General features: G+C 73.6%; 20 protein-coding genes. 14 read left to right on the top strand and 6 right to left on the bottom strand.

The window, feature by feature from the left end; genetic code table 11:
- Nucleotides 1-39: 39 nt before the first annotated feature.
- From ACR80Q_RS04780 to ACR80Q_RS04770, 3 genes are all read right to left on the bottom strand, one after another.
- Complete coding sequence (locus ACR80Q_RS04780) at nucleotides 40-1,113, bottom strand: hypothetical protein (protein ID WP_435376411.1); 1,074 nt, start codon at nucleotides 1,111-1,113, stop codon at nucleotides 40-42.
- Nucleotides 1,094-1,888 (bottom strand): GNAT family N-acetyltransferase, encoded by a 795-nt coding sequence (locus ACR80Q_RS04775; RefSeq protein WP_435376410.1) that lies wholly within the window; start codon nucleotides 1,886-1,888, stop codon nucleotides 1,094-1,096. The genes ACR80Q_RS04780 and ACR80Q_RS04775 overlap by 20 nt, the downstream gene beginning before the upstream one ends.
- 116 nt (nucleotides 1,889-2,004) lie before the next feature.
- Complete coding sequence (locus tag ACR80Q_RS04770) at nucleotides 2,005-2,454, bottom strand: hypothetical protein (RefSeq protein WP_435376409.1); 450 nt, start codon at nucleotides 2,452-2,454, stop codon at nucleotides 2,005-2,007.
- A 154-nt stretch (nucleotides 2,455-2,608) separates the two neighbouring features.
- Between ACR80Q_RS04770 and ACR80Q_RS04765 the strand changes: the two genes are divergently transcribed.
- Together ACR80Q_RS04765 and ACR80Q_RS04760 are read left to right on the top strand one after the other, a co-directional pair.
- A complete protein-coding gene (locus ACR80Q_RS04765; protein ID WP_435376408.1) occupies nucleotides 2,609-3,004 on the top strand; it encodes an ArsR/SmtB family transcription factor in 396 nt (131 codons plus the stop codon).
- Nucleotides 3,001-4,167 carry a cation diffusion facilitator family transporter gene (locus tag ACR80Q_RS04760; RefSeq protein WP_435376407.1) on the top strand — a complete coding sequence of 389 codons (1,167 nt, stop codon included), beginning with the start codon at nucleotides 3,001-3,003 and terminating at the stop codon, nucleotides 4,165-4,167. Before ACR80Q_RS04765 ends, ACR80Q_RS04760 begins: the two co-directional genes overlap by 4 nt.
- A gap of 80 nt (nucleotides 4,168-4,247) precedes the next feature.
- Here ACR80Q_RS04760 and ACR80Q_RS04755 read toward each other — a convergent pair whose 3' ends face one another.
- Both ACR80Q_RS04755 and ACR80Q_RS04750 read right to left on the bottom strand, forming a co-directional pair.
- Complete coding sequence (locus ACR80Q_RS04755) at nucleotides 4,248-6,242, bottom strand: cation:proton antiporter (RefSeq protein ID WP_435376406.1); 1,995 nt, start codon at nucleotides 6,240-6,242, stop codon at nucleotides 4,248-4,250.
- 136 nt (nucleotides 6,243-6,378) lie between these two features.
- Nucleotides 6,379-7,089 (bottom strand): hypothetical protein, encoded by a 711-nt coding sequence (locus ACR80Q_RS04750; protein ID WP_435376405.1) that lies wholly within the window; start codon nucleotides 7,087-7,089, stop codon nucleotides 6,379-6,381.
- A gap of 591 nt (nucleotides 7,090-7,680) precedes the next feature.
- Here ACR80Q_RS04750 and ACR80Q_RS04745 point away from each other — a divergent pair.
- The 12 genes from ACR80Q_RS04745 (at nucleotide 7,681) to ACR80Q_RS04690 (ending at nucleotide 21,936) form a co-directional block, all read left to right on the top strand.
- Entirely contained in the window at nucleotides 7,681-8,115 is a 435-nt protein-coding gene (locus tag ACR80Q_RS04745) for an HNH endonuclease (RefSeq protein ID WP_435376404.1), read from the top strand.
- A gap of 97 nt (nucleotides 8,116-8,212) precedes the next feature.
- Nucleotides 8,213-8,698, top strand: a complete 486-nt coding sequence (locus tag ACR80Q_RS04740) for a universal stress protein (protein ID WP_435376402.1) — start codon at nucleotides 8,213-8,215, stop codon at nucleotides 8,696-8,698.
- Between the two features lie 100 nt (nucleotides 8,699-8,798).
- Nucleotides 8,799-8,960, top strand: coding sequence for a DUF8730 family Cys-rich protein (locus tag ACR80Q_RS04735; RefSeq protein WP_435376401.1), 162 nt, complete (start codon nucleotides 8,799-8,801; stop codon nucleotides 8,958-8,960).
- 64 nt (nucleotides 8,961-9,024) lie between these two features.
- A complete protein-coding gene (locus tag ACR80Q_RS04730) occupies nucleotides 9,025-10,758 on the top strand; it encodes an FAD-dependent oxidoreductase (protein WP_435376400.1) in 1,734 nt (577 codons plus the stop codon).
- Between the two features lie 130 nt (nucleotides 10,759-10,888).
- The gene (locus ACR80Q_RS04725) at nucleotides 10,889-11,554 is read left to right on the top strand and encodes an ArsR/SmtB family transcription factor (protein WP_435376399.1); all 666 of its coding nucleotides are present in this window, start codon (nucleotides 10,889-10,891) and stop codon (nucleotides 11,552-11,554) included.
- Nucleotides 11,551-12,057 carry a hypothetical protein gene (locus ACR80Q_RS04720; protein ID WP_435376398.1) on the top strand — a complete coding sequence of 169 codons (507 nt, stop codon included), beginning with the start codon at nucleotides 11,551-11,553 and terminating at the stop codon, nucleotides 12,055-12,057. The genes ACR80Q_RS04725 and ACR80Q_RS04720 overlap by 4 nt, the downstream gene beginning before the upstream one ends.
- Nucleotides 12,054-13,034 carry a prolipoprotein diacylglyceryl transferase gene (lgt, locus tag ACR80Q_RS04715; RefSeq protein WP_435376397.1) on the top strand — a complete coding sequence of 327 codons (981 nt, stop codon included), beginning with the start codon at nucleotides 12,054-12,056 and terminating at the stop codon, nucleotides 13,032-13,034. The genes ACR80Q_RS04720 and lgt overlap by 4 nt, the downstream gene beginning before the upstream one ends.
- Nucleotides 13,031-13,792, top strand: a complete 762-nt coding sequence (locus tag ACR80Q_RS04710; protein WP_435376396.1) for a DsbA family protein — start codon at nucleotides 13,031-13,033, stop codon at nucleotides 13,790-13,792. Before lgt ends, ACR80Q_RS04710 begins: the two co-directional genes overlap by 4 nt.
- Nucleotides 13,789-14,766 (top strand): cytochrome c biogenesis CcdA family protein, encoded by a 978-nt coding sequence (locus tag ACR80Q_RS04705; protein WP_435376395.1) that lies wholly within the window; start codon nucleotides 13,789-13,791, stop codon nucleotides 14,764-14,766. The genes ACR80Q_RS04710 and ACR80Q_RS04705 overlap by 4 nt, the downstream gene beginning before the upstream one ends.
- Before the next feature lie 102 nt (nucleotides 14,767-14,868).
- A complete protein-coding gene (locus tag ACR80Q_RS04700) occupies nucleotides 14,869-16,695 on the top strand; it encodes a pyruvate kinase (RefSeq protein ID WP_435376394.1) in 1,827 nt (608 codons plus the stop codon).
- Nucleotides 16,692-19,460 (top strand): cation-translocating P-type ATPase, encoded by a 2,769-nt coding sequence (locus tag ACR80Q_RS04695; protein ID WP_435376393.1) that lies wholly within the window; start codon nucleotides 16,692-16,694, stop codon nucleotides 19,458-19,460. Before ACR80Q_RS04700 ends, ACR80Q_RS04695 begins: the two co-directional genes overlap by 4 nt.
- A 70-nt stretch (nucleotides 19,461-19,530) precedes the next feature.
- Entirely contained in the window at nucleotides 19,531-21,936 is a 2,406-nt protein-coding gene (locus tag ACR80Q_RS04690; RefSeq protein ID WP_435376392.1) for a glycoside hydrolase family 65 protein, read from the top strand.
- Here the strand turns inward: ACR80Q_RS04690 and ACR80Q_RS04685 are convergent, their stop codons facing one another.
- Nucleotides 21,937-22,746, bottom strand: a complete 810-nt coding sequence (locus ACR80Q_RS04685; protein WP_435376391.1) for an HAD family hydrolase — start codon at nucleotides 22,744-22,746, stop codon at nucleotides 21,937-21,939.
- Nucleotides 22,747-23,096 lie beyond the last annotated feature (350 nt).

Below are 23,096 nucleotides of genomic sequence, written 5' to 3'. Positions count from 1 at the left end.
GGATCCGCAGGCTCACGGCTGGAGCGGCTCTCGGTGCCGTCATGGCTGCGCGGGGGGGCGGCCTGCACTGATGCCCACGTGGATGTGGTCCCGGTGGACCCGGTCGGTGAAGAACCCTGGCCGTTCGTCGTTGAGGTCGAACGGGCCGCCGACCTCCGTGGCGCCCAGCGCAGCAGCCCGGAGCATGACCTGCTCCAGCAACGGCTGAGGCATCTCGGGGTCCACGACCAGCCCGCCGTCGATCCCCCAGATGTCGAAGGCCCGTCCCACCGAGTGGTTGGACGCGCGCTCGGTGTCGAAGACGTTGGTCGGGTGCCCGCGGTACAGGACGTGGACGTCGAGGACGTGGTCCGCGCCCAACCCGTTCAGCAGCGTCAGGAGCGCGTCGTCCATGCGGCCCTCCTCGATATCGCGCACGGCAGGCTCGGGCAGCCTCAGGTTCGGGTTGTCCAGGACCTGCAGCGCGGCGGGCGAGACCTCCCCGGCCGCGGGCCCGGTGGGGTCGGGTGAGACCGCCTGCACCTGCCACGGGTCCTCGACCGACGTCCGCCCGAGCCGGATGTCAAGCACGGTCTGGCGCTCGACGCGGTCCCCGCCGGGCAGCAGGAGGTGCTGCGTCAGCAGGGTCATGACGCTGGCGGCTGTCGTGGTGAGCCCCCCGTACTGGGGGTAGTCGACGGTGACGGACGCAGCCACGGCCTGCTCGTGAAGCAGCTCCTGGGCCTGCCCGGCCAGCGCGGGATCCAACGCCGCGCGGGCCAACCGACCCCCCGCGGCGGCTTGGTCCCCCTGACCGTCGCTCCACGTGCCGACGAGCTCCACGAACCGGGTCGCCGTCAGCTTCACCTCGGGTTCGACCTCACCGGGACCGGCTTCCCAGGCCGGCGAGGCCGCCAGCGTGGGCGTGGGCGTGGGGGTCGGGATGGGCGTAGGCGTGGGTCCCGCAGAGGTGCTTGCGGGTGGTGGCGTGCCCGGGACGGGCGAGCCCGCGTCGAGCGATCCCTGGGACCCGCCGCACCCCGCCAGCACGGCTACGGCCATCACGCCGCCCAGCAGGGCGGTCGCCCGGCGTCGGGACCCTCGCCGGATCGACTCACGGGTGCTGCTGGTCATGCAGGGAGGGCCCTTCCTGGAAGATCTGCTCCGCGTTGGACGCGGGTACCGGGTCGCCCCGGTCCGGACCGTCGATCGGCAGGTGGTACGTGGCCATGAGCGCGCCGTCCCGGGTCGGGTGGACGTCGCCGCGTTGCCAGCCGAGCGCCTCGTAGAACGGCCCGGCGCCGTCGGTCCCGGCGAGGGTGGCGAGCTGGGCCTGAGGGGTGCGGGCCGCGTGAGCACGGGCCACGAAGGCAGCCACGAGGGCCGCACCGACCCCGGCACCGCGACCGTCCGGGGTGACGGCGACAGCCGTGATGACGGCGATGGGGTCGGGACGACCGCCGGTGCGGCGGGTGCCGGAGTCTCCGTGGAGGTGCTCCTGCGAGGCCGGGACGGCCGGTCGGCCGGTGAGGCGGCGGAGGTAGGAGGGTGCGCGGGTCTGCAGGAAGTGGAGCGCGAGGCGGGGCCGGATGAGCAGCGACAAGGCACCCACGATCCCGAGGCGCCAGCGGTGCCGGTGCACGACGTGCTGGACGTGTGCGACCTGGTCGACGGCCCCCACCAGGAACCCGACCCGGCGCTCTCCGGTGGTGCCGGCCTGGACGGCGACGAGCGCGACCCCGTGGGGTGCGTCCAGGAACGTGGCGTGCCAGCGGCGCATGAACGGTTCGCCCAGCAGCGGGAACAGGCCGTGCGGGAGGTGATGGCGGTGGGATCGGGCGGTGAACTCGACGTCGGCGGGTGTCGCGGGACGCACGACGACCTCCGACCGCTCTGGTGGTGACGGCATGACGGGACCTCTCGGTGACTCTCAAGGAGGACGGGCGGGGACGCGGCACGAGGCCGCACACGCGCGCTGCAGCAGCCGCCCGGTGCAACCGGGTCGGGGCAGCGCGAGACACCCCGTCAGTCGGGGCGGCCGCCGCCGTCGCTGAGCGGGGTGGGCATCGAGGCCGCGGTCATCGGGCGCAAGGGGCCCGCCCGGTCCGGGGCCGCCACCAGGACCTGCAGCACCACACCTGCGTCGACGTCGACGAGGTGGTGGTGGTGGGCGTCGTCGTCGTGGTGGGCGTCGTCGTGCGGCCCACCACCGTCGAGCGCGGGGGCACCCGCCTCGCTGTCGACCGGTTCCCCGTGGTGGTGGTGGTCGTCGTGACCATGAGGGGGCTCGCCTGCATCGGAGTCCTCGACGACCGACGACGTCGCCGCGTGGACGTGATCGGTGCCGGTGGCGTGCCCGTCCGTCCCGGTGTGCACCAGCCCCATCGAGACGACGAACAGCAGGGACAGCACCACGAGGGCGGCAGCAGCTCGAGCGGCACGCCTCGCGTACCCCACCACCCCTGCTGCTCCCACCTGACCCACCTGCCCAGGATGACCCACGACGAGCCGTGCTCCCGACCACGACACGTCGAGACAGCCGCGGTCACGGCTGCGCGGGCGCTCGCCCCTCGCACGGACCGACGTGGCCGACTTGCCAGGCGCGGCCTCCACCCCTGCATACTTGCGTATGCACGCAGACAGCAGCACTCTCCCCCGCCCGACCCCTGACCTCGTCAGCGAGACGGTGCTGACGTTCCAGATGCTGGCCGACGAGACGCGCGTGCAGCTGCTGTGGGCGCTGCTCGACGCGGAGCTGTCCGTGGGAGAGCTCGCCGCCACGGTCGGCAAGCCGGCACCGGCGGTCTCCCAGCACCTGGCCCGGTTGCGCCTGGCCCGGATCGTCAGCACCAGGCGCGAGGGTACGTTCGTGTACTACCGGATCGAGAACGACCACATCGCCCAGCTCCTCGTGGATGCCTTCCGGCACGCGGAGCACGGCGGTCCCGGGCTGCCCGCGCACCACGCCGACCGGCGGACGAGCGACCGGACGACGGGCGCCGACCTGGAGGGCTCGACGCGATGACGACCGAGCAACCCCCCGCCCCGGACGCCGGGAGGCACGACCACGGTGCGCACGCCCACGGTGACCACGACCACGGTGAGCACGCCCACGAGCACGAGGTGCACCAGCAGGGGAGCTCGTGGCTGGCTCGGGTGAAGCACGCCGTCGTCCCGCACGCCCATGACGCCAACGACGCCATCCAGACCGCGGAGGAGTCCGCCAGGGACGGCATCCGAACCGCCTGGATCGGCCTGGCCGGGATGATGGCCACGGCCGCGGTGCAGGTGTTCATCGTCGCGATCTCGGGGTCCATCGCCCTGCTCGCCGACACCATCCACAGCCTGGGCCACGCCGCCACCACGATCCCGCTCATCATCGCGTTCCGACTCGGCCGTCGGGCCCCGACCGCGAAGTACCCCTACGGTTACCGCCGCGCCGAGGACCTGGTCGGGCTGTTCATCTCCCTCGTCATCATCGCGACCATCGTCCTCATCGTCTGGGAGTCGATCGACGCCCTGATCAACCCCCGCGAGCTGACGAACCTCGGCTGGGTGTTCGCCGCCGGCGTCGTGGGGTTCCTGGGCAACGAGGTCGTGGCGATGTACCGGATCCGCACCGGGCGGCGGATCGGGTCCGCCGCCCTGATCGCCGAGGGCCAGCACGCCCGCGCCGACGGGTTCACGTCCATCGCGGTCGTGCTCGGCGTCGTCGGCGTGTGGCTCGGCTTCGCGCGCGCCGACGCCGTCGCCGGCCTGCTCATCGCCGTCGCCATCGCCGGCATCCTCGTCAACTCCCTCGTCATCATCGTCCGGCGGCTGATGGACGGCATCGAACCGGCCGTGTTGGACCGGATGCGCTCCGCCGCCGAGGCCGTCCCGGGCGTCGACCTGGTCAGCGAGGTCAGGGCACGCTGGTCCGGGCACCGCATGGAGGGCGACGCCGAGATCGGGGTCAGCGCCGACCTCACCCTGCCGCAGGCCCATGAGCTGGCCGAGCTGGTCCAGCACGAGCTCCTGCACGCCGTCCCCAACCTCGACCGGGTCACCGTCCACGTCCACCCCACGGTCGGCACCGAGGTGCCCCCGGGCCTGCACGACCTGTCCGGGCACCACGCCTCGGTCGAGGCACGGAACACCTACCGGGCCCGTCTGTCCTCCCCCACGTCGGCCCCGGACGCCCCCTGACGGGTCCTCGCGGAGGTCGTCCGGTCGCCTGCGTCGACCCTGATCCGGCGTGGGCCTGGTGGGTGGCCCGGCCGCCCGGGTCAGGCCCCCAAGGACCGGCCCACGGCGAGGTTCATGGGACTGACGGCCTTGTCGGGCGAGGTCTCCGGGTTGTGGTTCACGGCGAGCACCGATCGTCGCGTCCGGTGGACCCGGTCGGCAGCCGCGGTGACGGACGTGTCGTGGAACGGGACGACGAGGAGGTCCCCCGGGTCGGTGGCCGATGCCGCCCACGCCTCGAGGTCCTGCTCGCCGTCGCGGTGCTCGACCGTCGACGGGAGGGTGAGGCCGGCGGCAGTGAGCGCGGACGGCTGGACCGGGCCGATCACCAGGTCCGAGCCCCTGGTGCACAGGGTGGCCGCCAGCTCGAGCCCCAGCGCGATGCTGGACAGCTGACCAGGCGCGAGGTCCCGAGCGCCCGAGTACAGGACCACGCGCCGCCGGTCGGTGCCGGGGAGCAGAGCGGCGACGGCGACGGGGACGGAGGTGGCCGCGACGATCTCGCCGTAGTTCGCACCCACCATCCGCGCCCGGAGGTCCGTGGGGCCGGGCCAGCCGAGCAGGAGCAGCGACGCCTCGGTCTCCAGGGCAGCCTGGTTCAGCCCGGTGGCGACCGATCGGTTGAGGCGCAGCACCGTCTCGGCGTCGCCGCCGAGCTCCCGCAGGACCCGGTCCACCTCGACCTGCTTCGCTCGTCCGGCCGGGATGTCACCGGGGCCCGACGACGTCACCGGGACCAGCGGCCGGACGATGCCGCCGGCCGGGGCAGCGATGTCGAGGCCGAGCCGCAGCAGGTCCGCACAGCCGTCGACGTCGCCGAGGACCGGAACCAGGACCGTCTCACCGGCCCGCCTCCGGTCGACGACGGGTGGCGGGATCTCGCGGGCGAACGTGTTGGTGCCGATCGAGGTCAGGACCAGGCTCACGGCGACGACGACCATGACCGCGTTGACGATGTCGCTGCCGTACAGCCCGATCTCGAAGCCGATGACCGTCGCGGCCAACGTCGCGGCCGCCTGTGCCACCGACACCGAGAACAGCACCCCGACCTCTGGGGTGTCGAGCCGGAAGATGCGGCCCGTGAGCCAGGCCGCGAGGGCCTTCCCGATGATCAGCGCGGCCGCGAAGCCGAGGGCGAGTCGGATCGTCGACCACACGAACATGACCTCGGGATCGAACAGCAGCCCGACCGAGATGAGGAACGTGGGGATGAAGATGGCGTTGCCGACGAAGTCGGTCACCCCCATCAGCGGGCTCGCGTTGGGCACGAGCCGGTTCAGGCCTACGCCCATGAAGAAGGCGCCGAGCAGGGGCTCGACCCCGACCAGCTCGGCGACCGCCGCCGATGACGTCAGGCCGATGAACACGAGCATGAACCGCAGCGTCCGCTCCTGACCCAGCCCGGTGAAGAACCACCGGGCGATGGCCGGGAACACCACGAAGCAGTAGAGCCCCAGCAGGACGAACCCGAGGCCGATCTGGAGCAGGAGGCGAGCACCGCCCGCGTCGCCGGTCTCGGCGCCGACGACGAGGGCGAGGATGACGAGCGACACGGCGTCGGTGATCGCGCTCGCCCCGACGACCGCGGCGACGGGCCGGGTCTTCGTCAGGCCGTACTTCGCGACGGTCGGGTACGCGATGAGGGTGAACGACGCCCAGAACGAGCCGATGAGCAGCGCGGGGAGCAGCCCGATCCCGAGCAGCAGCGCCGCGCCGGTCCCGAGCACCATCGGGATCACGGACGTGAGGAGGCCGAAGACGCCCGAGATGGCGCGGTAGCGGACGAAGGTCTCGAGGTCGAGCTGGAGGCCGGCGAGGAAGATCAGGTACAGCACGCCGATGCTCCCCACCGCCTGGAGACCGGCGACCCGGGGCAGGAGGTCCAGCACGTTGGGCCCGATGACGGCGCCCAGCAGGAGCAACCCCAGCAGACCCGGCAGCCGGAGCCGCTCGGCGATGATCGGCCCGAAGACGACGACGAGCCCGACGACGGTGAAGCTGAACGCCGGGGTGGACTGGACCTCCGCCCAGTTCATCGACGGGACCCCGGGCTCGAGCGACGACGTCCGCCCGGTGCGCCGTGGCCCGGCCTGCCAGGTGCCACACCACCGCACCCGCAGCGCCACGACGAACCCACGACGGCGCAGGAGCCACCGCTGCCTCCCGTCACCGTCACCTGGCTGCTCCCCCGTCCGGGGCGGACCCCTGGCCCCCTCCGACCGCCCTGGCCGGCTCGCGGTGAACGATGTCGAGGCTCAGCAGGAACACCCACGCCGGGAAGAGCAGCTCCACCCACGGCGTCGTGCCCACGCTCACCAGCAGCACGACCGCGACCACCACCCCGAGCCGGCCGACCCACCGGGAGGCGACCCGTGTCCGCAGCGCGATGACGGACGTGCTCATGGTGAACACCGCAGCCATCCGCATCGCGTAGTCCTGCAGCAGCAGGCCGACGACCCGTCGACCGAGCGCGAGGACGGTGGGGCCGGGCTCGACGCCGGATCGCAGCGACTCGTCGGTCACCAGGGCACCGGCGATCGCGGCGGCCGTGAACAGCATCGCGACGAACAGCAGGCCGCTGCCGAGGAACACCGAGGCGAAGAACCGGTCCTCCCGCTGCCCGACCCGGTCCCGGACCACGCCGATGAACCACAGGAAGGCGATGCCGGCGAACGGCACAAGCGCCAGCGCCACCCGGATCACGTTCCGACGGGGGGACTCGGTCAGCCACGCGCCGACCGTGGCGGGGTCCTCGGGTGAGGCCAGCGCGATGAGGACCAAGGCGGTGGCGAGGAGCACCGAGAAGGCGATGCCCGCCACCGCGGCGGCGCGGGGCGTCCGGAGCCGCGCCCCGGTCAACGGTTCTCGTGCGGGGGCCGACATCCGGGGTCCTCCTCCGACGCTCCTGCCGCCTCACAGCGTCACGCCTGCGACCTGCGCGTTCACGCCGGGGGCACCGGTCGTCACCGTGGCTGACGCCGGGGGCACACCGGTCGCGGTGGTCATGGCGCTCTCCTGTCCTCCGGGCGGCCCCCACAGGTCGACCCGGCCCATGGGTCCACCGCCATCCGGAGTAAAGGACGACTCCCCACGACGAGCATCACCCGGCATGAATGAACGGGCCCGGTGAAGGGGACGCCGACGGTGTCCTCGGCCACCGCGACCGCCCGGCACGACCCAGGCTCCCCCGTTCATCCCCTTCGGATGACGCTGCACCCGGCGACATCACCGCGTACGGCCTTCCCGCCGAGGCGGTCAGCGCGTCCGTCTCGTGGCTCGACCGGAAGACCGTCGAGCACCGGCCTCGCGCGAGGTCCGGTCCACCACCACGCGCCAGGGGCCCGGCTTCGCCTGATCCCCCACGTGGCTCTCGCCATCGCGACCCTCGCCGACATCCTGGTCTGCACCGACGTCGTCCGACGGCGCGCTCTGGCTCGTCCCGGCGTGGCAGCGGCTCAGACCTACCCTGTCGTGATGGCTACCGGAGTGCGTCGCACGCGGGCAGCTCGCCGACGACGGCGTCGCCTGGGCCGGGTCGAGAACGACCTGACCGACCAGGAGTGGCGCCTGCTCAGCGCCGCGTGGGGCGGCTGCGCCTACTGCGGTGCCGATGACCGCGCCCTCCAGCGCGACTGCGTGCTGGCGATCTCCCGCGGGGGCCGGTACACGCTGGACAACGTGGTGCCGGCGTGCGGGCCGTGCAACGCCAGCAAGTGCAGCACGGAGGTGACCTCGTGGCTTCGCCGCAAGGGTCTCGACGAGGGCGCCTTCCTGCTCCGCCACGCCGACGTCCGCGCCCGCCTGGCCCGCGGCCCGCTCGGCCTCGACCTTCTCGTGGCGTCGGCGACCGAGGCGACCGAGGCGACCGAGGCGACCGAGGGGACGGACGCGCCGGCTCGCACGCCGTGAGCCGAGGCGCACCACGGCTGACGTCCCTCCGGTGGTGCGGAGGTCATGGGACCAAGGGCCCGGTCGCCGCCGCCGAGACGTCGATACGTTCGGCTGCATGGAGCAGACGGCAGTGCACCCGAGGATCGTGGTCGGGGTGGATGGTTCCCCGCTCAGCGTCCGGGCCCTGCGCTGGGCCGTGGACCAGGCGCGGCTCACCGATGCCACCGTGGACGTCGTCACGGGTTACGACATCCCGCTCTCGATCATGGTCGTGCCGACGTACACCGAGGCCGACTACGCGCGCGACGCCCGGCACGTGCTCGAGCGTTCCGTCGCCGACGCCCTCGGGCCCGAGCCGGACGCGCGGGTGCACCTCCGACTGGTGAACCAGCGGCCGGCGCGTGCCCTGACCGCCGCGGCGCGGGGCGCGGCTCTGCTCGTCGTCGGCAGCCACGGACATCACGGCAGCCACGACCTGGCCGGGCTCCACCTCGGGTCGGTCGCCGGGTTCTGCGTGCACCACGCCCCCTGCCCCGTGCTCGTCTACCGGGACGGCGGGCCGCACGACGAGCACCGGCCGCACGCGGTCGACCAACCCTGAGGTCGCCTGACTTGTATACCCCACGGGGTATCTGACACAGTGACGGCCACAGCGACCGCCCGCCAGGAGTCGACCGTCCGACCCATCGAAGGAGACCCCCATGTGCCGAGCCGCCACCTGCCGGACCTGCGGCAAGACCACCTGGGCGGGCTGCGGCCAGCACGTGGACCAGGTGCTGGCCGGGGTGCCGCGGGACAAGCGGTGCGCCGGCCACGAGAAGAGCCCGAGCCCGGGCTTCTTCGCCCGGCTCCTGGGGCGTTGAGCCGACGCACCACGTCGACACCGGCACCCGCCGGCCCAGGGACCCGACGACGGAGGGACGGACCATGAAGACGGTGATCGTCGGAGGGGTCGCGGCGGGTGCGTCCACCGCGGCACGCCTGAGGCGCCTCGTGGAGACGGCCGAGATCGTCGTCCTGGAACGGGACCCCTACGTCTCGTTCGCGAACTGCGGCCTGCCCTACCACATCAGCGGCGACATCCCCCTGCGCGAGAGCCTGCTGCTGCAGACGCCGCGCAGCCTGGCCGACAGCCTCGCCCTGGACGTGCGGACCGGGCAGGAGGTGCTCCGCATCGACCGGCACGCCAAGGTGGTCGAGGTCCGCGACGAGCAGCAGGGACGGACCTACCTGGAGTCCTACGACACGCTGGTGCTGTGCCCCGGCGCCGAGCCGGTCCGCCCGCCCATCCCGGGGGCGGACGACCCGCGGGTGGGCGTGCTGCGCAACATCCCGGACATGGACCGCATCATCGCCGACCTGGACGCCGGCGCCTCCAGCGCCGTCGTGGTCGGCGGCAGCTACATCGGGCTCGAGCTCACCGAGGCGTTCCGGGCCCGGGGTCTGCGGACCACCGTCGTGGAGCGCACGGACCGGTTGATGCCGTGGCTCGACCGCGAGATGACCGGCATCCTCGAGTTGCACGTGCGTGAGCACGACGTCGAGCTGCGGCTCGGCACGTCGGCCCAGGCCGTCCGACGGACGGCGGACGACGGGTTCGCGCTCGACCTGTCCGACGGCACGACGATCGAGGCCGACGTCGTGGTCATGGCCGTGGGGGCGCGCCCCAACGTGGCGCTGGCCCGGGACGCCGGCCTGACGATCGGCCCTCGCGGCGGGATCGTGGTGGACCCGCAGATGCGCACCTCGGACCCGGACGTCCTCGCGGCCGGCGACGCCGTGGAGACCACCCACCTGCTCACCGGGGAGCCCGTGCTCTCGATGCTCGCCGGGCCCGCCAACCGGCAGGGCCGCATCGCCGCGGACACCATCGCCGGCCGCAGCAGCGCGTACCGGGGGACGCAGGCGACCGCCGTGGTCAAGGTCTTCGACATGACGGCCGGCGGCACCGGCATGACCGAGTCGGAGCTGCTGGCGGCGGGGACGGAGTACCGCAAGGTCTACACCCACCAGAACGGCCACGCGGCCTACTACCCCGGCACGGCACCGCTGTACCTCAAGGTGCTGTTCTCACCCGGCGACGGGAGGCTGCTGGGTGGGCAGGTGCTGGGATGGGACGGCGTCGACAAGCGCATCGACGTGCTCGCGGTCGCCCTGCGCGCCGGGATGTCGGTGTACGACCTGGAGCACCTCGAGCTGTCCTACGCCCCGCCCTACGGCTCGGCCAAGGACCCCGTCAACATGGCAGGGTTCCTGGGCTCGAACCTGCTGCGGGGAGACATCGACCTCTGCTACCCCGAGGAGTTCCCCGAGGTGCTGAGCGAGGTCACGCTGCTCGACACCCGGACGCAGGCGGAGTACGACGCGTGGCACATCCCCGGCGCGATGCTCGTGCCGCACACCGAGCTGCGCCGACGACTGGCGGAGATCCCCCGGGACAAGCCGGTGTACGCCTACTGCCGCTCGGGCTTCCGCAGCTACATCGCCTACTGCGTCCTGAGGCAGAACGGCTTCGAGGGTACGAAGTTCCTGTCCGGTGGGGCCATGACCTACCACGGCCACCACCGCACGGACCTCACGGTCGGACAGGGCGGGACCCCGGTGGTGGCCCACGCCGAGGACGACCTCGCCCAGCGACCCGGCTCCCTCGACCACGTGTGAGGACGGCGACCGACCCCGCCGAGCGGCCCGCTCGCGCACCCACCCTCCACGCCTGAAGGATCCTGCCCCCCGTCGTGCCCCACCCGGCGACCCATGCCCTACGCTCCTCCAAAGATCTTTGGAGGATCAGATGACACAGGCAGAACGCAGCGAGCTCTTCGACCGCCTCGCCGTGGTGGGACGGGCCCTCGCGAGCCCCCGGCGGCTGGAGATCCTGGACCTGCTGGCCCAGGGAGAGCGGACGGTGGAGTCGCTGGCCCGGGAGGCCGGGCTCGGGGTGAGCACGACCTCGGCCCACCTGCAGATCCTCAAGACGGCCGCGGTCGTGTCGACCCGCCGTGACGGCACGAAGATCCACTACGGGCTGGCCGGTGACGACGTGGCCGCGTTGTACGCACAGCTCGGCCTGGTGGCCCGCACCCGTTCCGCCGACGTGGGCCGCGCGCTCCAGGCCTACCTGGGCACCGGCTCGGTGGACGACGTCGAGCAGCTGTCGCGTCGGGACCTGGCCGACCTGCTGCGGACCGGCCAGGTGGTGGTGCTGGACGTCCGCCCCGCGCAGGAGTTCGACGCCGGGCACATCCGGGGCGCTCGGTCGATCCCCTTCGGTGACCTGGCCGACGCGCTGGACACGTTGCCCGAGGACGGCGTGGTGGCCTACTGCCGGGGCTCGCACTGCGTCATGGCCAGCGACGCGGTCCGCCTGCTCCACGACAGGGGTCGCCGGGCCAGGCGGCTCGAGGGCGGCATGCTCGAGTGGCGCGTCGACGGCCTGCCGGTCGAGGTCACCGCGTGAGCACCCCGCGGCCCACCCTGATGGATGCGGTCGGCGGACTGCGCGGATGGTCGGCGCGACGGTGGGTCGTGGCTGGGGCGTCCGCGGTGGTGTACGTGCTCGTCATCGCCATCCCGACCGACCTCATCGACACCGGGTGGTTCTGGCGCGAGATCCCGCCCCCGGTGTGGACGTGGCCGGCCCTGCTGCTGAGCTCGGTGCTCGCCGGGCTGCTCACCGCCACGTACGTGGCCGACCCCCGCGCGCAGGCCGGGTCGACGACCGCCGGGACGGCCCCGGCCGGGCCCTCGCGCGGCGGCTGGGTCGGCGGGGCGCTGACGTTCTTCGCGGTGGGCTGCCCGGTGTGCAACAAGCTGGTGCTGCTCGCGCTCGGCACGGCGGGGGCGATGAGCTGGTTCGAACCGGTCCAGCCCGTGCTGCAGGTCGTCGCGATCGCCGTGCTGGCGTGGGCGCTGAACCGACGTCTCGTCGGCGAGCGGTCCTGCGCGCTGGTGCCGGCGTGATCTCGGCGCACCGGCTGGCCGTGCAGGCCTGGCCCGGGATTCCCAGCCCCGACCAGGGCACCTGGTACCTGGGGGTGCTGCCGGTACGGGCCTACGCCCTGCTCATCATCCTGGGGGTCGTCGTCGGGGCCCGGGTCGCGCAGCGGCGCTGGACCGCCCGCGGTGGCCGTGCGGGCGCCGTGGCCGACGTGCTGCTGTGGGCGGTCCCGTCCGGCATCCTCGGCGCGCGGGTCTACCACGTGCTCTCCCGCTGGCAGGACTACTTCGGCGCCGGGGCCGACCCCTGGGCGGCGCTCCGGGTGTGGGAGGGCGGGCTCGCCATCTTCGGCGGTCTGCTCGGCGGGGCGCTCGGGGCCTGGTTCGCCTGCCGACAGCGAGGGATCCCCCTTCCCGCGTTCGCCGACGCCCTGGCCCCCGGCATCGCGGTCGGCCAGGCCATCGGCCGGTGGGGGAACTACGCCAACCAGGAGCTGTTCGGCACCCCGACCACCCTGCCGTGGGGGCTGCGGATCGACCCCGAGAACCGACCGCAGGCCTACCGCGACGCGGAGACCTTCCACCCGACGTTCCTCTACGAGTCGCTGTGGAGCCTGGGCGTGGCCGGGGTGGTGGTCTGGGTCGACCGCCGGTTCCGGCTCGGGCACGGCCGCGCGTTCGCGCTGTACATCGCGCTGTACGGCACCGGGCGCGCGCTGCTGGAGCTGCTGCGCACCGACGAGGCCAACCTCCTGCTCGGGCTGCGGGTCAACCAGCTCACCGCCCTCGCCGTCGTCCTCGCCGCCGTCCTGTACATCGCCGTCAGCGCCCGACTACGCCCCGGCCGCGAGGACACGGTCGAACCCGCCGAGCCCGCCCACCCCGCCGACCCCGCCGACCCCACCGACCCCACCGACCCCACCGACCCCACCGAGCCCGCCGAGCCCGCCGAGCCCGCCGACCCCGCCGACCCCACCGAGCACCGAGGAGCGCACCCATGAGCCGACCCGCGAGCAGCACCCCGACCACACCCGTCACGACCGTCCAGGTCCTCGTGCCCCTGGTGGCCTTCGTCGCCGTCATCGCGCTGGTGGTCGTCGTCCTGCTCACCCGAGGCGAGGGGGACGGAGCGGGCGACGGCGCCGCGGCGACCGGTCAGGCCGTGCCCACGGCCGTCTCCAGCGAGGAGTCGGCCGCGCGGGAGGCGCTCAGCGGCCTGGCGCGGCGCGAGGCGGACGACCCGTACGCCCGCGGCGACGTGGACGCACCCGTGGTGATGATCGCCTGGTCGGACTTCCAGTGCCCGTTCTGCGGGCGTTTCGCCCGCGAGACCGAGCCCGCCCTCGTCGAGGAGTACGTCGAGACCGGGGTCCTGCGGATCGAGTGGCGGGACTTCCCCTACCTGGGGGAGCAGTCGACGACGGCCGCGCTGGCCGGACGCGCCGCGGCCGAGCAGGACATGTTCTGGCCGTTCCACGAGGCGTTGTACGACCTGGAGATCCCGCCCAACAGCGGAGAGCTCGACGCGGAGCGGTTGCAGCAGATCGCGGTCGACACCGGCCTGGACGGCGCGGCGTTCGCCGCGACCATGGCCGACCCCGCCGCCCGGCAGGCCGTCGAGGCCGACTTCACCGAGGCCCAGCAGCTGGGTGTCACCGGCACCCCCACGTTCCTCGTCAACGGCGTCCCGGTCGTCGGGGCCCAGCCGCTGGAGTCGTTCCGGCAGACCATCGAGGCCGCCGCGGAGCAGGCCGGATGAGCGACCTGGGTCTGGTCGCCGCCTTCCTGGGCGGGGTGCTCGCTCTGCTCAGCCCGTGCAGCGCCCTGCTCGTGCCGTCGTTCTTCGCCTACGCGTTCTCCCGGCCGACCCAGCTGCTGGGTCGCACCGCGGTGTTCTACCTCGGGCTGTGCCTGACCCTGGTGCCGCTCGGTGTCGGCTCGAGCCTGGTGTCGTCCCTGTTCTACGGGCAGCGCGAGACCCTGATCCTGGTCGCGGGCTGGTCGATCATCGCCCTCGGGGTGCTCCAGCTGCTCGGGCGCGGGTTCCAGCTGCCGTTCGTCACCCGCCTGCAGGCCCGCCTCAGCGGCCGCGCCGGAGCCCGTGGCGGCTGGCTGCCCGTGCTGGGCCTGGGGGCGGTGTACGGCCTGGCCGGGTTCTGCGCCGGACCCATCCTCGGCTCCGTCCTGACCATCGCCGCGACCAGCGACGACGCCTGGGTCGGCGGCGGCCTGCTCGCGGTCTACGCGCTGGGCATGGCCGCGCCGATGTTCGTCCTCGCCCTGCTGTGGGACCGCTACGAGCTCGGCCGTCGCGGGTGGCTCCGGGGCCGCCAGGTCCGCGTCGGTCGGCTGCAGCTGCACTCGACGTCCATGGTGTCCGGGGCGCTGTTCGTCGTCATCGGTGCGCTGTTCCTCCGCTACGACGGCACCGCCGCCCTGACCGGCGCGCTGGGTCTGGCCGACACGACCGACCTGGAGCACGACGCCCAGGCCTGGGTGCTTGGCCTGGGCCGGTACGCCACCGATCTGCCGGTGCTGCTCGCTGCCGCTGCCGTGATCGGGACGGTCGCCCTCACGCGCCTCGTCCGGTTGCGTCGCCAGGCGGCGGACGGGCCGGTCCGGCGGGCCGGCCGGGACGACCACCCGGTCGAGGTCGAGGCGACCGCCGACGCGGAGCAGCCACCGTCACCCCCCGGCCTCGCCGGACGTGGGCCGCGGGCGGGGCGGACCTAGGTCCCGCTCGTGCCTCCCTGCCCGGGGCGACACTCGGGGCACGACCGCTGCTGACCCGTGGCTCACGCGTGTCCCGGGCCACCCCCACCTGGAGCCCCGACGATGCCGCAGACCCTCGACGACCTGATCACGTCCCTGGACCTGCTGCTGGAGGAGATGGCGGGGGCGGAGAGGAGCCAGGCCGAGGCCATCGCCGCGGTCTGCGACGAGCACCGCGCGGGCGCCGTCAACCTGGTGCGGTACGCGGCCCTGCGCCAGCACGACCGTCGCGCGCTCCAGAACGACCTCATGGACATCGGCGTCACCTCCCTGGCCACGGCGGAGGCCGACGTGCTGGCCAAGGTCGGCGCGGCCCGCGACGTGCTGTGCGCCCTGCGTGGGGACCCGGGACCATGGGACCTCGAGGCCACCAACACGGCCCTGGACCGCGGCGACGACCTCCTGGACACCAACACCGAGGCCGTCTTCGGGCCGACCCGTCCGGGACGCCCGACCCGGATCATGGTGACGTTCCCCAGCGAGGCGGCCGACGACCCCACGCTCGTCGACTCCTTCGTCGCGGCGGGCATGGACGTCGCCCGCATCAACTGCGCGCACGACGGCCCCGACGCGTGGACCCGGATGGCGGAGCACGTGCGTCGGGCCGCCGCGGCCGCGGGCCGAGAGGTCCTCGTCGAGATGGACCTGCCCGGCCCCAAGCTGCGGACCGGCCCCATCTCGGCCGGCCCGCCTCGCGGCCGAGCCCGCGTCACCCGCGACGACGAGGGCAGCACCGTCACCCCGGCGCGCCTGTGGCTGACCCCCCACGGCCGGCCCTCCCCCGCCCCGGTCCAGGACCCGCCGGGCACGAGGGCGGTGCTGCCCGTCGGCGTGGACGGCCCCTGGCTCTCCGCCCGCTCGACCGGTGACGTCATCTCCTTGCGGGACACCCGAGGACGGGACCGCACCTTCACCGTCACGCACGCCGGACCCGAGGGGGTGCTCGCCGAGGGTCCCCGCAGCGCGTACCTCACCGACGGCACGATTCTGCGCTGCGACGGCGACCGGACCACCGCGTCGGGCCTGACCCCTGTGCTGCGACGACTCAGCCTCGCCGCCGGAGACACGCTCGTGCTCACGACCGACCTGACCCCGGTCGACCTGCCCGCGGCGGGCGAGGTGGCCCGGATCGGCTGCACCCTGCCCCAGGCCGTCGCCGCGATGGCACCCGGTGACGCGGTGCTGCTCGACGACGGCGCCGTCGCGGCGACCGTGGAGTCCGTCGCGCCCGCGGAGGCCACCCTGCGCGTGGACCGGACCAAGCCCGGCGGGCAGCGGCTCGGCGCCCAGAAGGGCATCAACCTGCCCGACACCGTGCTCGACCTGCCCGCGCTCACCGCCGAGGACGAGGCCCAGCTGCCGTTCGTCGCCGCGCACGCGGACCTGGTCGCCGTCTCGTTCGTCCGCACCGGCGGGGACGTCCAGCACGTCCTGGACCGGCTCGCCGCGGCGGACGCGCAGCACCTGGGGCTGGTGCTCAAGATCGAGACCCGCCAGGGTTTCGAGAACCTGCCCGAGATCCTGCTGGTGGCCATGCGGCATCCCCGGGTGGCCGTCATGATCGCCCGCGGCGACCTGGCCGTCGAGATCGGCTACGAACGGATGTCGGAGGTCCCCCGGCAGATCCTCGCCCTCTGCGAAGCCGCCCACCTGCCCTGCATCTGGGCCACCCAGGTGCTGGACACCCTGGCCCGGACCGGGCAACCCACCCGGGCGGAGATCACCGACGCCGCCGCCGGTCAGCGCGCCGAGTGCGTGATGCTCAACAAGGGCCCCCACGTCACCCTCGCCATCGCTACCCTCGCCGACATCCTGGCCCGGATGGGCGTGGTCCAGCGCAAGAGCCGCACCCTGATGCGTCACATCCACTCCTGGGACGGCACGTCATGAACCGCGGCGACGACGAGACCACCACCCCGCCGCTCCCCCGGGCAGGAGCCACGGCGGACACGGACCGCAAGCACCACGCCATGGCCGTCCACGAGGTGGTCGTCCTGCTGGACACCCACGTCGAGGTGGGGCTCAGCCCGCAGGAGGCGGAGCGGCGCCTGCAGCTGCACGGTCCCAACCGGCTGCCCGAGCCACGCCGGCAGAGTGCCGTGGTGCGCTTCCTGGCGCAGCTGAACAACCCGCTGATCTACGTGCTGGCGGCCGCCGGCGTCGCCGCGGCCCTGCTGGGCGAGGTCGTCGACGCGACGGTCATCGCGGCCGTCGTCGTCGTCAACACGGTCATCGGCTTCGTGCAGGAGCAGCGGGCCCAGAGCGCCCTGGACGCGCTCACCGCGATGGTCGAGAGGACGACCACCGTCGTGCGGGCCGGCCAGACGCACGAGCTCGCCACCGAGCACGTCGTCCCCGGCGACGTCGTGCTGCTCGCCGAGGGCGCCCGGGTGCCGGCCGACCTGCGCCTGACCGTGACCGAGGAGCTGTCGGTCGACGAGTCCACCCTCACCGGGGAGTCGCTACCGGTGACGAAGGCCTCGGACCAGGTGCCGCACCAGGCGGTGCTCGGCGACCGGACCAGCATGGCCTGGTCGGGCACCTTCGTCACCCGGGGCAGCGGCCGCGGCCTGGTGGTCGCGCACGCCGGTGACACCGAGCTGGGTCGGGTGCACCGGCTGATGACGACCGCCGACCGGCTGGCCACCCCGCTCACCCGCAGCCTCGCCCAGTTCGGGCGGTTCCTGACGGTGGTCATCCTCGGGCTCGCGGCCGTCGCGTTCCTCGTCGGCCTGCTGCGCGGCGAACCCCTCGAGCAGATCGTCACCGCGGCGGTCGCCCTCGCGGTCGCCGCCATCCCCGAAGGTCTCCCCGCCGTCGTCACCATCACGCTGGCGATCGGGGTGACCCGGATGGCCAGGCGCGGGGCCATCATCCGCCGGCTGCCGGCGGTGGAGACCCTCGGCAGCACGACGACGATCTGCACGGACAAGACGGGCACGCTCACCCAGAACCAGCAGACCGTCCAGCGGGTCGTCACGACAGCCGGCCCGCACCGACCGGGGAGCGACGAGCGGTCGGACGCGGCGCGGACCCGGGAACCGGCCCACGACGTGCTGCTGACCGGCGTGCTCTGCAACGACGCCCGCCCCGCACCGGACGCCGGCTTCGTCGGGGACCCCACGGAGACCGCCCTGCTCACGGCGGCGGAGCTGGACGGCCTCGACGTGCGTGGCCTGCTCGGGCGCACACCCCGCACGGCCACCCTGCCGTTCACCTCCGAGCGTCGGTTGATGGCCACCCGCCACCGGGGCGAGGAGGACGGCAGCCCCGACGTCGTCCACGTGAAGGGCGCCGCCGAGGCGGTCGTGGCCCGGTGCGGCACCCAGCGTGGCGCCGGGGGCAGCGAGCCGCTGGACGCCCGGCACTGGCACGACACGGTCGAGGCCCTGGCCGCGGACGGCCTCCGGGTGCTCGCCTGCGCCAGCGGCCGGGCCCCGGTCGGCGGCGCGGGCCTGTCGGCGGGTCAGCTCGACGCCGTCGACCTGGAGCTGGTGGGGCTCGTGGCCATGGCCGACCCGCCGCGGGAGGCGGCCGTCAGCGCGGTGGCCGCCTGCCTCCGCGCCGGTGTTCGGGTGAAGATGATCACCGGCGACCACGCCGCCACCGCCCGCTCCATCGCGAGACAGGTCGGGCTGGGCGGAGGTCACGGGGAGCCGGTCGTCATGACGGGCCAGGAGCTCGCCCAGGTGCCCGACGACGAGCTGGCGGAGCTCGCCGAGCGCACCGACGTCTTCGCGCGGGTGTCGCCGGAGGACAAGCTGCGACTCGTCCGGGCCCTGCAGTCCCGCGGCGAGGTGGTCGCCATGACCGGTGACGGCGTCAACGACGCGCCGGCCCTGGAGCAGGCCGACATCGGCGTCGCCATGGGGCGCGGCGGGACCGAGGTCGCGCAGGAGGCGGCCGACATGGTGCTCACCGACGACGACTTCGCGTCCATCGAGGCCGCGGTCGAGGAGGGCCGCGGCGTCTTCGACAACCTCGTCAAGTTCCTCACGTTCTCCCTGCCCACCAACTTCGGGCAGGGCCTGGTCATCCTCACCGCGATCCTTCTCGGCACGACGCTGCCCATCACGCCGGTCCAGATCCTCTGGGTCAACCTGACCACCGCCGTCCTCCTGGGCCTGCCGCTGGCCATGGAGGCCAAGGAGCCCGGCATCATGACCCGCCCCCCGCGGGCGGCGGGCAGCCGGTTGGTCGGAGGGCGCCAGGTGCGCCGGATGGTCCTCACCTCGGTGCTGCTCCTGCTCGGCGCGTTCGGGACGTTCGAGCTGCTGACCATGGGCGGCAGCGACCCGGCCGAGGCCCGCACCGCGACGGTGAACGTCTTCATCCTGGTGGAGGTGGCCTACCTGCTGACCTGCCGCTCCTTCGACCGTCCGCTGCGGGAGATCGGCTGGCGCAGCAACCCGTGGGTGCTCGGCGGGATCGCCTCGGCCGTCGGGCTCCAGCTGCTCTTCACCTACGCGCCCTTCATGCACCTGCTCTTCGACACCGCGCCGGTCGGCTGGCTGCCCTGGGTGGTGGGTCTCGGCTACGCAGCGCTCTGCTTCGGGCTGATCGACCTGTTGCGCAGGTGGGACCGCCGCACCACCGTTCCTGGACACCTCGGCGCCGGGACCGGCGCGGCGCCCCACCACGGGCGAGGGGCCTGAGGCCGTGACGTCCCCGCAGGATGCGCGGCCGGACCCCACGCGCGCCGGACCACCCGGTGAGGACCCGTGGTTGCTGACCTACACCGGCTGGGACCCCGCGGAGGAACCGCTCCGCGAGGCGCTGTGCACCCTGGGGAACGGCCTGTTCGCGACCCGGGGGGCGGCGCCGGAGGCCCCGCCCGGCGCCCCGCACCACCCGGGTACCTACGTGGCCGGGCTGTACGACCGCGCCACCACCACCCTGGCCGGTCGACAGGTGGAGAACGAGGACCTCGTCAACGCCCCGAGCTGGCTCCCGCTGATGCTCCGCGTGGGGGAGGACGACTGGCTGCACCCCGGCACGGCGGAGCTGCTCGGGTACGAGCAGGTGCTCGACATGCGCACCGGCGTGCTGGAGCGCCGGATGGTGCTCCTGGACCACGCCGGACGTCGGACGTCGGTGACCTCACGGCGCCTGGTGCACATGGGCTCGCCCCACCTGGCCGCCCTGGAGACCACGGTCCGACCGCACAACTGGTCCGGTCGGTTGACGCTGCGTTCCGCCCTGGACGGCTCGGTCCGCAACGACGGCGTCCCTCGGTACCGGGACCTCGAGGACCGTCACCTGGAGACCCTCGACCGGTCCCGGGTGGACGACGAGGTGGTCCTGCTGCGCAGCCGCACCCTGCAGTCCCGCACCGAGGTCGCGCTGGCCGCACGCACCCGCCTGGTGCCCCAGCACGAGGAGCTGCCCGTGGAGCGGGTCCACGTCGAGGCCGACGGCGTCGTGGGCACCGACTGCACGGTGGTGGCCCGAGCCGGCTCCACGGTGAGGGTCGAGAAGGTGGTGGCCCTCGTCACCTCCCGGCACGCCGCCGTCTCCGAGCCCGGCGCGGCTGCGGTCGAGCTCGTCCGGGCCGCCGGGGACCTGCCGGACCTGCTCCGGGAGCACTCCCGGGCCTGGCGGACCCTGTGGGAGCGCTTCGACACGGACGTGAACGGCTCGGTCCGCTCCCGCCGGGCCCTTCGACTGCACCAGTTCCACCTGCTGCAGACCCTGTCCGGCCACACCGCCGACCTGGACGTCGGTGTACCGGCGCGCGGTCTGCACGGCGAGGCCTACCGCGGTCACGTGTTCTGGGACGAGCTCTTCGTCACCCCCCTGCTGACCTACCGCTCACCCGAGCTCACCCGGTCCCTGCTGCGCTACCGGCACCGCCGGCTGCCCGCAGCGCGCAGGGCGGCCCGGGCGGACGGGCACCGCGGTGCCATGTTCCCGTGGCAGTCGGGCAGCGACGGCCGCGAGGAGAGCCAGCTGCTGCACCTCAACCCCCGCTCCGGGCGCTGGCTGCCGGACCAGTCGTGGCGCCAACGGCACGTGGGGCTGGCCATCGCCTACGAGGTCCACCACTACTACGAGGTCACCGGCGACCAGGAGTTCCTCGCCGGAGCCGGGGCCGACCTGCTCGTCGAGGTCGCCCGCTTCTTCGCCGACCTCGCCACGTACGACCCCGCCACCGACCGGTACCGGATCGACGGGGTGATGGGCCCCGACGAGTTCCACGACGCGGACCCGGCGTGGCCCGGGCCCGGCCTGCGCAACAACACCTACACCAACGTCCTCGCCGCCTGGCTGCTCGCCGTGGCGCCCCCGCTGCTGGACCAGCTGCCGCCCACCGACCACCGCGCGGTGCGGGACCGGCTCGAGCTCGCACCGGAGGAGCTGCAGCGCTGGGACACGGTGAGCCGGCGCCTGACCGTGCCGTTCCACGCCGACGGCATGATCAGCCAGTTCGAGGGCTACGAGGACCTCGAGGAGCTGGACTGGGCCGGTTACCGGCGGCGGTACGGCGACATCGCCCGGCTGGACCGGATCCTCGAGGCCGAGGGTGACACCGTGAACCGCTACAAGGCCTCCAAGCAGGCCGACGTGCTCATGCTCGGCTACCTCTTCTCCTACCAGGAGCTCAAGGGTCTGCTCGCCCGGCTCGGGTACGCCTACGACGCGGACCTGCTCCGGCGCACGGTGGACTACTACGTCGGGCGGACCTCGCACGGGTCGACGCTGTCGAACCTGGTCCACTCCTGGGTGCTGGCCCGGGTGGAGCGCGGCACCTCGCTGCGGCTGCTCGAGGAGGCCCTGGACAGCGACATCTCCGACGTCCAGGGCGGCACCACCGCGGAGGGCATCCACCTCGGGGCGATGGCCGGCACCGTGGACATGCTGCTGAGGGGGTACTCCGGCCTCCGGGCGCTCGACGGGGTCCTGAACCTCCGACCGAACCTGCCCCCGGGACTGGACCACCTCACCTTCCGCGTCCGCTACCGGGGACGGTGGGTCACCGTGGCCATCCGTGGCGAGGACCTCGAGGTGGAGTCCGAGCCGAGCGCCGGCCACGTCCTGGTCGACGTCCGGGGTGATCGCCGCCGGTTGCCCGGCGGCGGCCGGCTCGTCTTCGAGGGGGTCGCCCGCGGCCGCCGACCTCCCGCGACGTGACTACCCGGGGGCCACGAGCAGCGCGGCGTCCAGGTCGGCCAGGTCGGCCACCACCAGGTCGGCCCCGGCCTCCTCCAGACCGGTCGGGTCACCGTGCCGGTCGACGCCCACGACCAGCCGGAACCCGGCGCGCCGACCGGCCTGCACCCCCGCCACCGCGTCCTCCACCACGGCGGCCTGCGCCGGCTCCACCCCGAGGCGCCGCGCCGCCAGCAGGAACGTGGCCGGGTCAGGCTTGCCCGGCAACCCGAGCCGCTGCGCCTCCTGGCCGTCGACCAGGACGGCGACGTACTGCCTCAGGCCCGTCCGTTCGAGCACCTCGGCGGCGTGCCGGCTCGCGGACACGACCGCGACCGGTACGCCCGCACCGACGAGCCGCTGCAGCAGGGGTCGGCTGGCGTCGAACACGGGGACGCCGTCACGCAGCTGCGAGACGAAGAACCGGTCCTTGCGCTCGGCCACGCCCTGCATGGTCTCGGTGTCCGGCGGGTCGCCGGGACGACCGGGGGGCAGCACGATGCCGCGCGACCGCAGCACGTTGACCAGACCGTCCAGACGTGGGCGCCCGTCGACGAGGCGCAGGTAGTCCTCAGGCCCGAACGGCTCGACCTCCCGGCCGTCGCCGTGCCGCGCGAAGACGTCCACGAACAGGCGGGTCCAGGCCCGGGCGTGAAGGGCCGCGGTGTCGGTCAGCACGCCGTCGAGGTCGAGCACGACACCGGCGACCGAGCCGGAGGACGGACCCGGGACCGTCACCGGGGCCACCCCGCGAGCTGCGGTCCGACGAGCACCGGTACGTCGCTCAGCCATGCCGCCATGGTCCCCACCCGGGGGACCCCCTCCCCGGGACCTTCGTCGCAGACGGGTGACGGTCGCACCGCAGGGACACCCTCCGCGTGCGCGGCGTCGACCGGCGGAGTCCTGCGGCCGGTCACCCCCGTGATCCGGATCGTGCGGCCCGCCCATCAGGCAGGGCGGACCGCACGACTCCCTTACCTCGTCCTACCCCTTGACAGTCGACGAGTGGTGGCTGCTCTCCCGGATCACCACCGGGACAAAGAATACAGAAGAATGCGGGCGGGTCAATCCGCTCGACGTATTCTTCTGGCTTTTCGACACCATGCCAAGAATGGTGAGAAGGCATGACCGGACGCCGCTTC

The organism is Aquipuribacter aurantiacus, from assembly GCF_051216895.1.
GTDB lineage: Bacteria > Actinomycetota > Actinomycetes > Actinomycetales > JBBAYJ01 > Aquipuribacter.
Note: the sequence above shows the minus strand (reverse complement) of the source record. Positions and strands in the feature narration are given on the sequence as shown.

Bases quoted from the DNA above. Each gene is read 5' to 3' on its own strand.
- ACR80Q_RS04780 (WP_435376411.1), bottom strand. From the start codon at position 1,113: ATGACCAGCAGCACCCGTGAGTCGATCCGGCGAGGGTCCCGACGCCGG.
- ACR80Q_RS04775 (WP_435376410.1), bottom strand. From the start codon at position 1,888: ATGCCGTCACCACCAGAGCGGTCGGAGGTCGTCGTGCGTCCCGCGACA.
- ACR80Q_RS04765 (WP_435376408.1), top strand. From the start codon at position 2,609: ATGCACGCAGACAGCAGCACTCTCCCCCGCCCGACCCCTGACCTCGTC.
- ACR80Q_RS04760 (WP_435376407.1), top strand. From the start codon at position 3,001: ATGACGACCGAGCAACCCCCCGCCCCGGACGCCGGGAGGCACGACCAC.
- ACR80Q_RS04755 (WP_435376406.1), bottom strand. From the start codon at position 6,242: ATGAACTGGGCGGAGGTCCAGTCCACCCCGGCGTTCAGCTTCACCGTC.
- ACR80Q_RS04750 (WP_435376405.1), bottom strand. From the start codon at position 7,089: ATGTCGGCCCCCGCACGAGAACCGTTGACCGGGGCGCGGCTCCGGACG.
- ACR80Q_RS04745 (WP_435376404.1), top strand. From the start codon at position 7,681: ATGGCTACCGGAGTGCGTCGCACGCGGGCAGCTCGCCGACGACGGCGT.
- ACR80Q_RS04740 (WP_435376402.1), top strand. From the start codon at position 8,213: ATGGAGCAGACGGCAGTGCACCCGAGGATCGTGGTCGGGGTGGATGGT.
- ACR80Q_RS04735 (WP_435376401.1), top strand. From the start codon at position 8,799: ATGTGCCGAGCCGCCACCTGCCGGACCTGCGGCAAGACCACCTGGGCG.
- ACR80Q_RS04730 (WP_435376400.1), top strand. From the start codon at position 9,025: ATGAAGACGGTGATCGTCGGAGGGGTCGCGGCGGGTGCGTCCACCGCG.
- ACR80Q_RS04725 (WP_435376399.1), top strand. From the start codon at position 10,889: ATGACACAGGCAGAACGCAGCGAGCTCTTCGACCGCCTCGCCGTGGTG.
- ACR80Q_RS04710 (WP_435376396.1), top strand. From the start codon at position 13,031: ATGAGCCGACCCGCGAGCAGCACCCCGACCACACCCGTCACGACCGTC.
- ACR80Q_RS04705 (WP_435376395.1), top strand. From the start codon at position 13,789: ATGAGCGACCTGGGTCTGGTCGCCGCCTTCCTGGGCGGGGTGCTCGCT.
- ACR80Q_RS04700 (WP_435376394.1), top strand. From the start codon at position 14,869: ATGCCGCAGACCCTCGACGACCTGATCACGTCCCTGGACCTGCTGCTG.
- ACR80Q_RS04695 (WP_435376393.1), top strand. From the start codon at position 16,692: ATGAACCGCGGCGACGACGAGACCACCACCCCGCCGCTCCCCCGGGCA.
- ACR80Q_RS04685 (WP_435376391.1), bottom strand. From the start codon at position 22,746: ATGGCTGAGCGACGTACCGGTGCTCGTCGGACCGCAGCTCGCGGGGTG.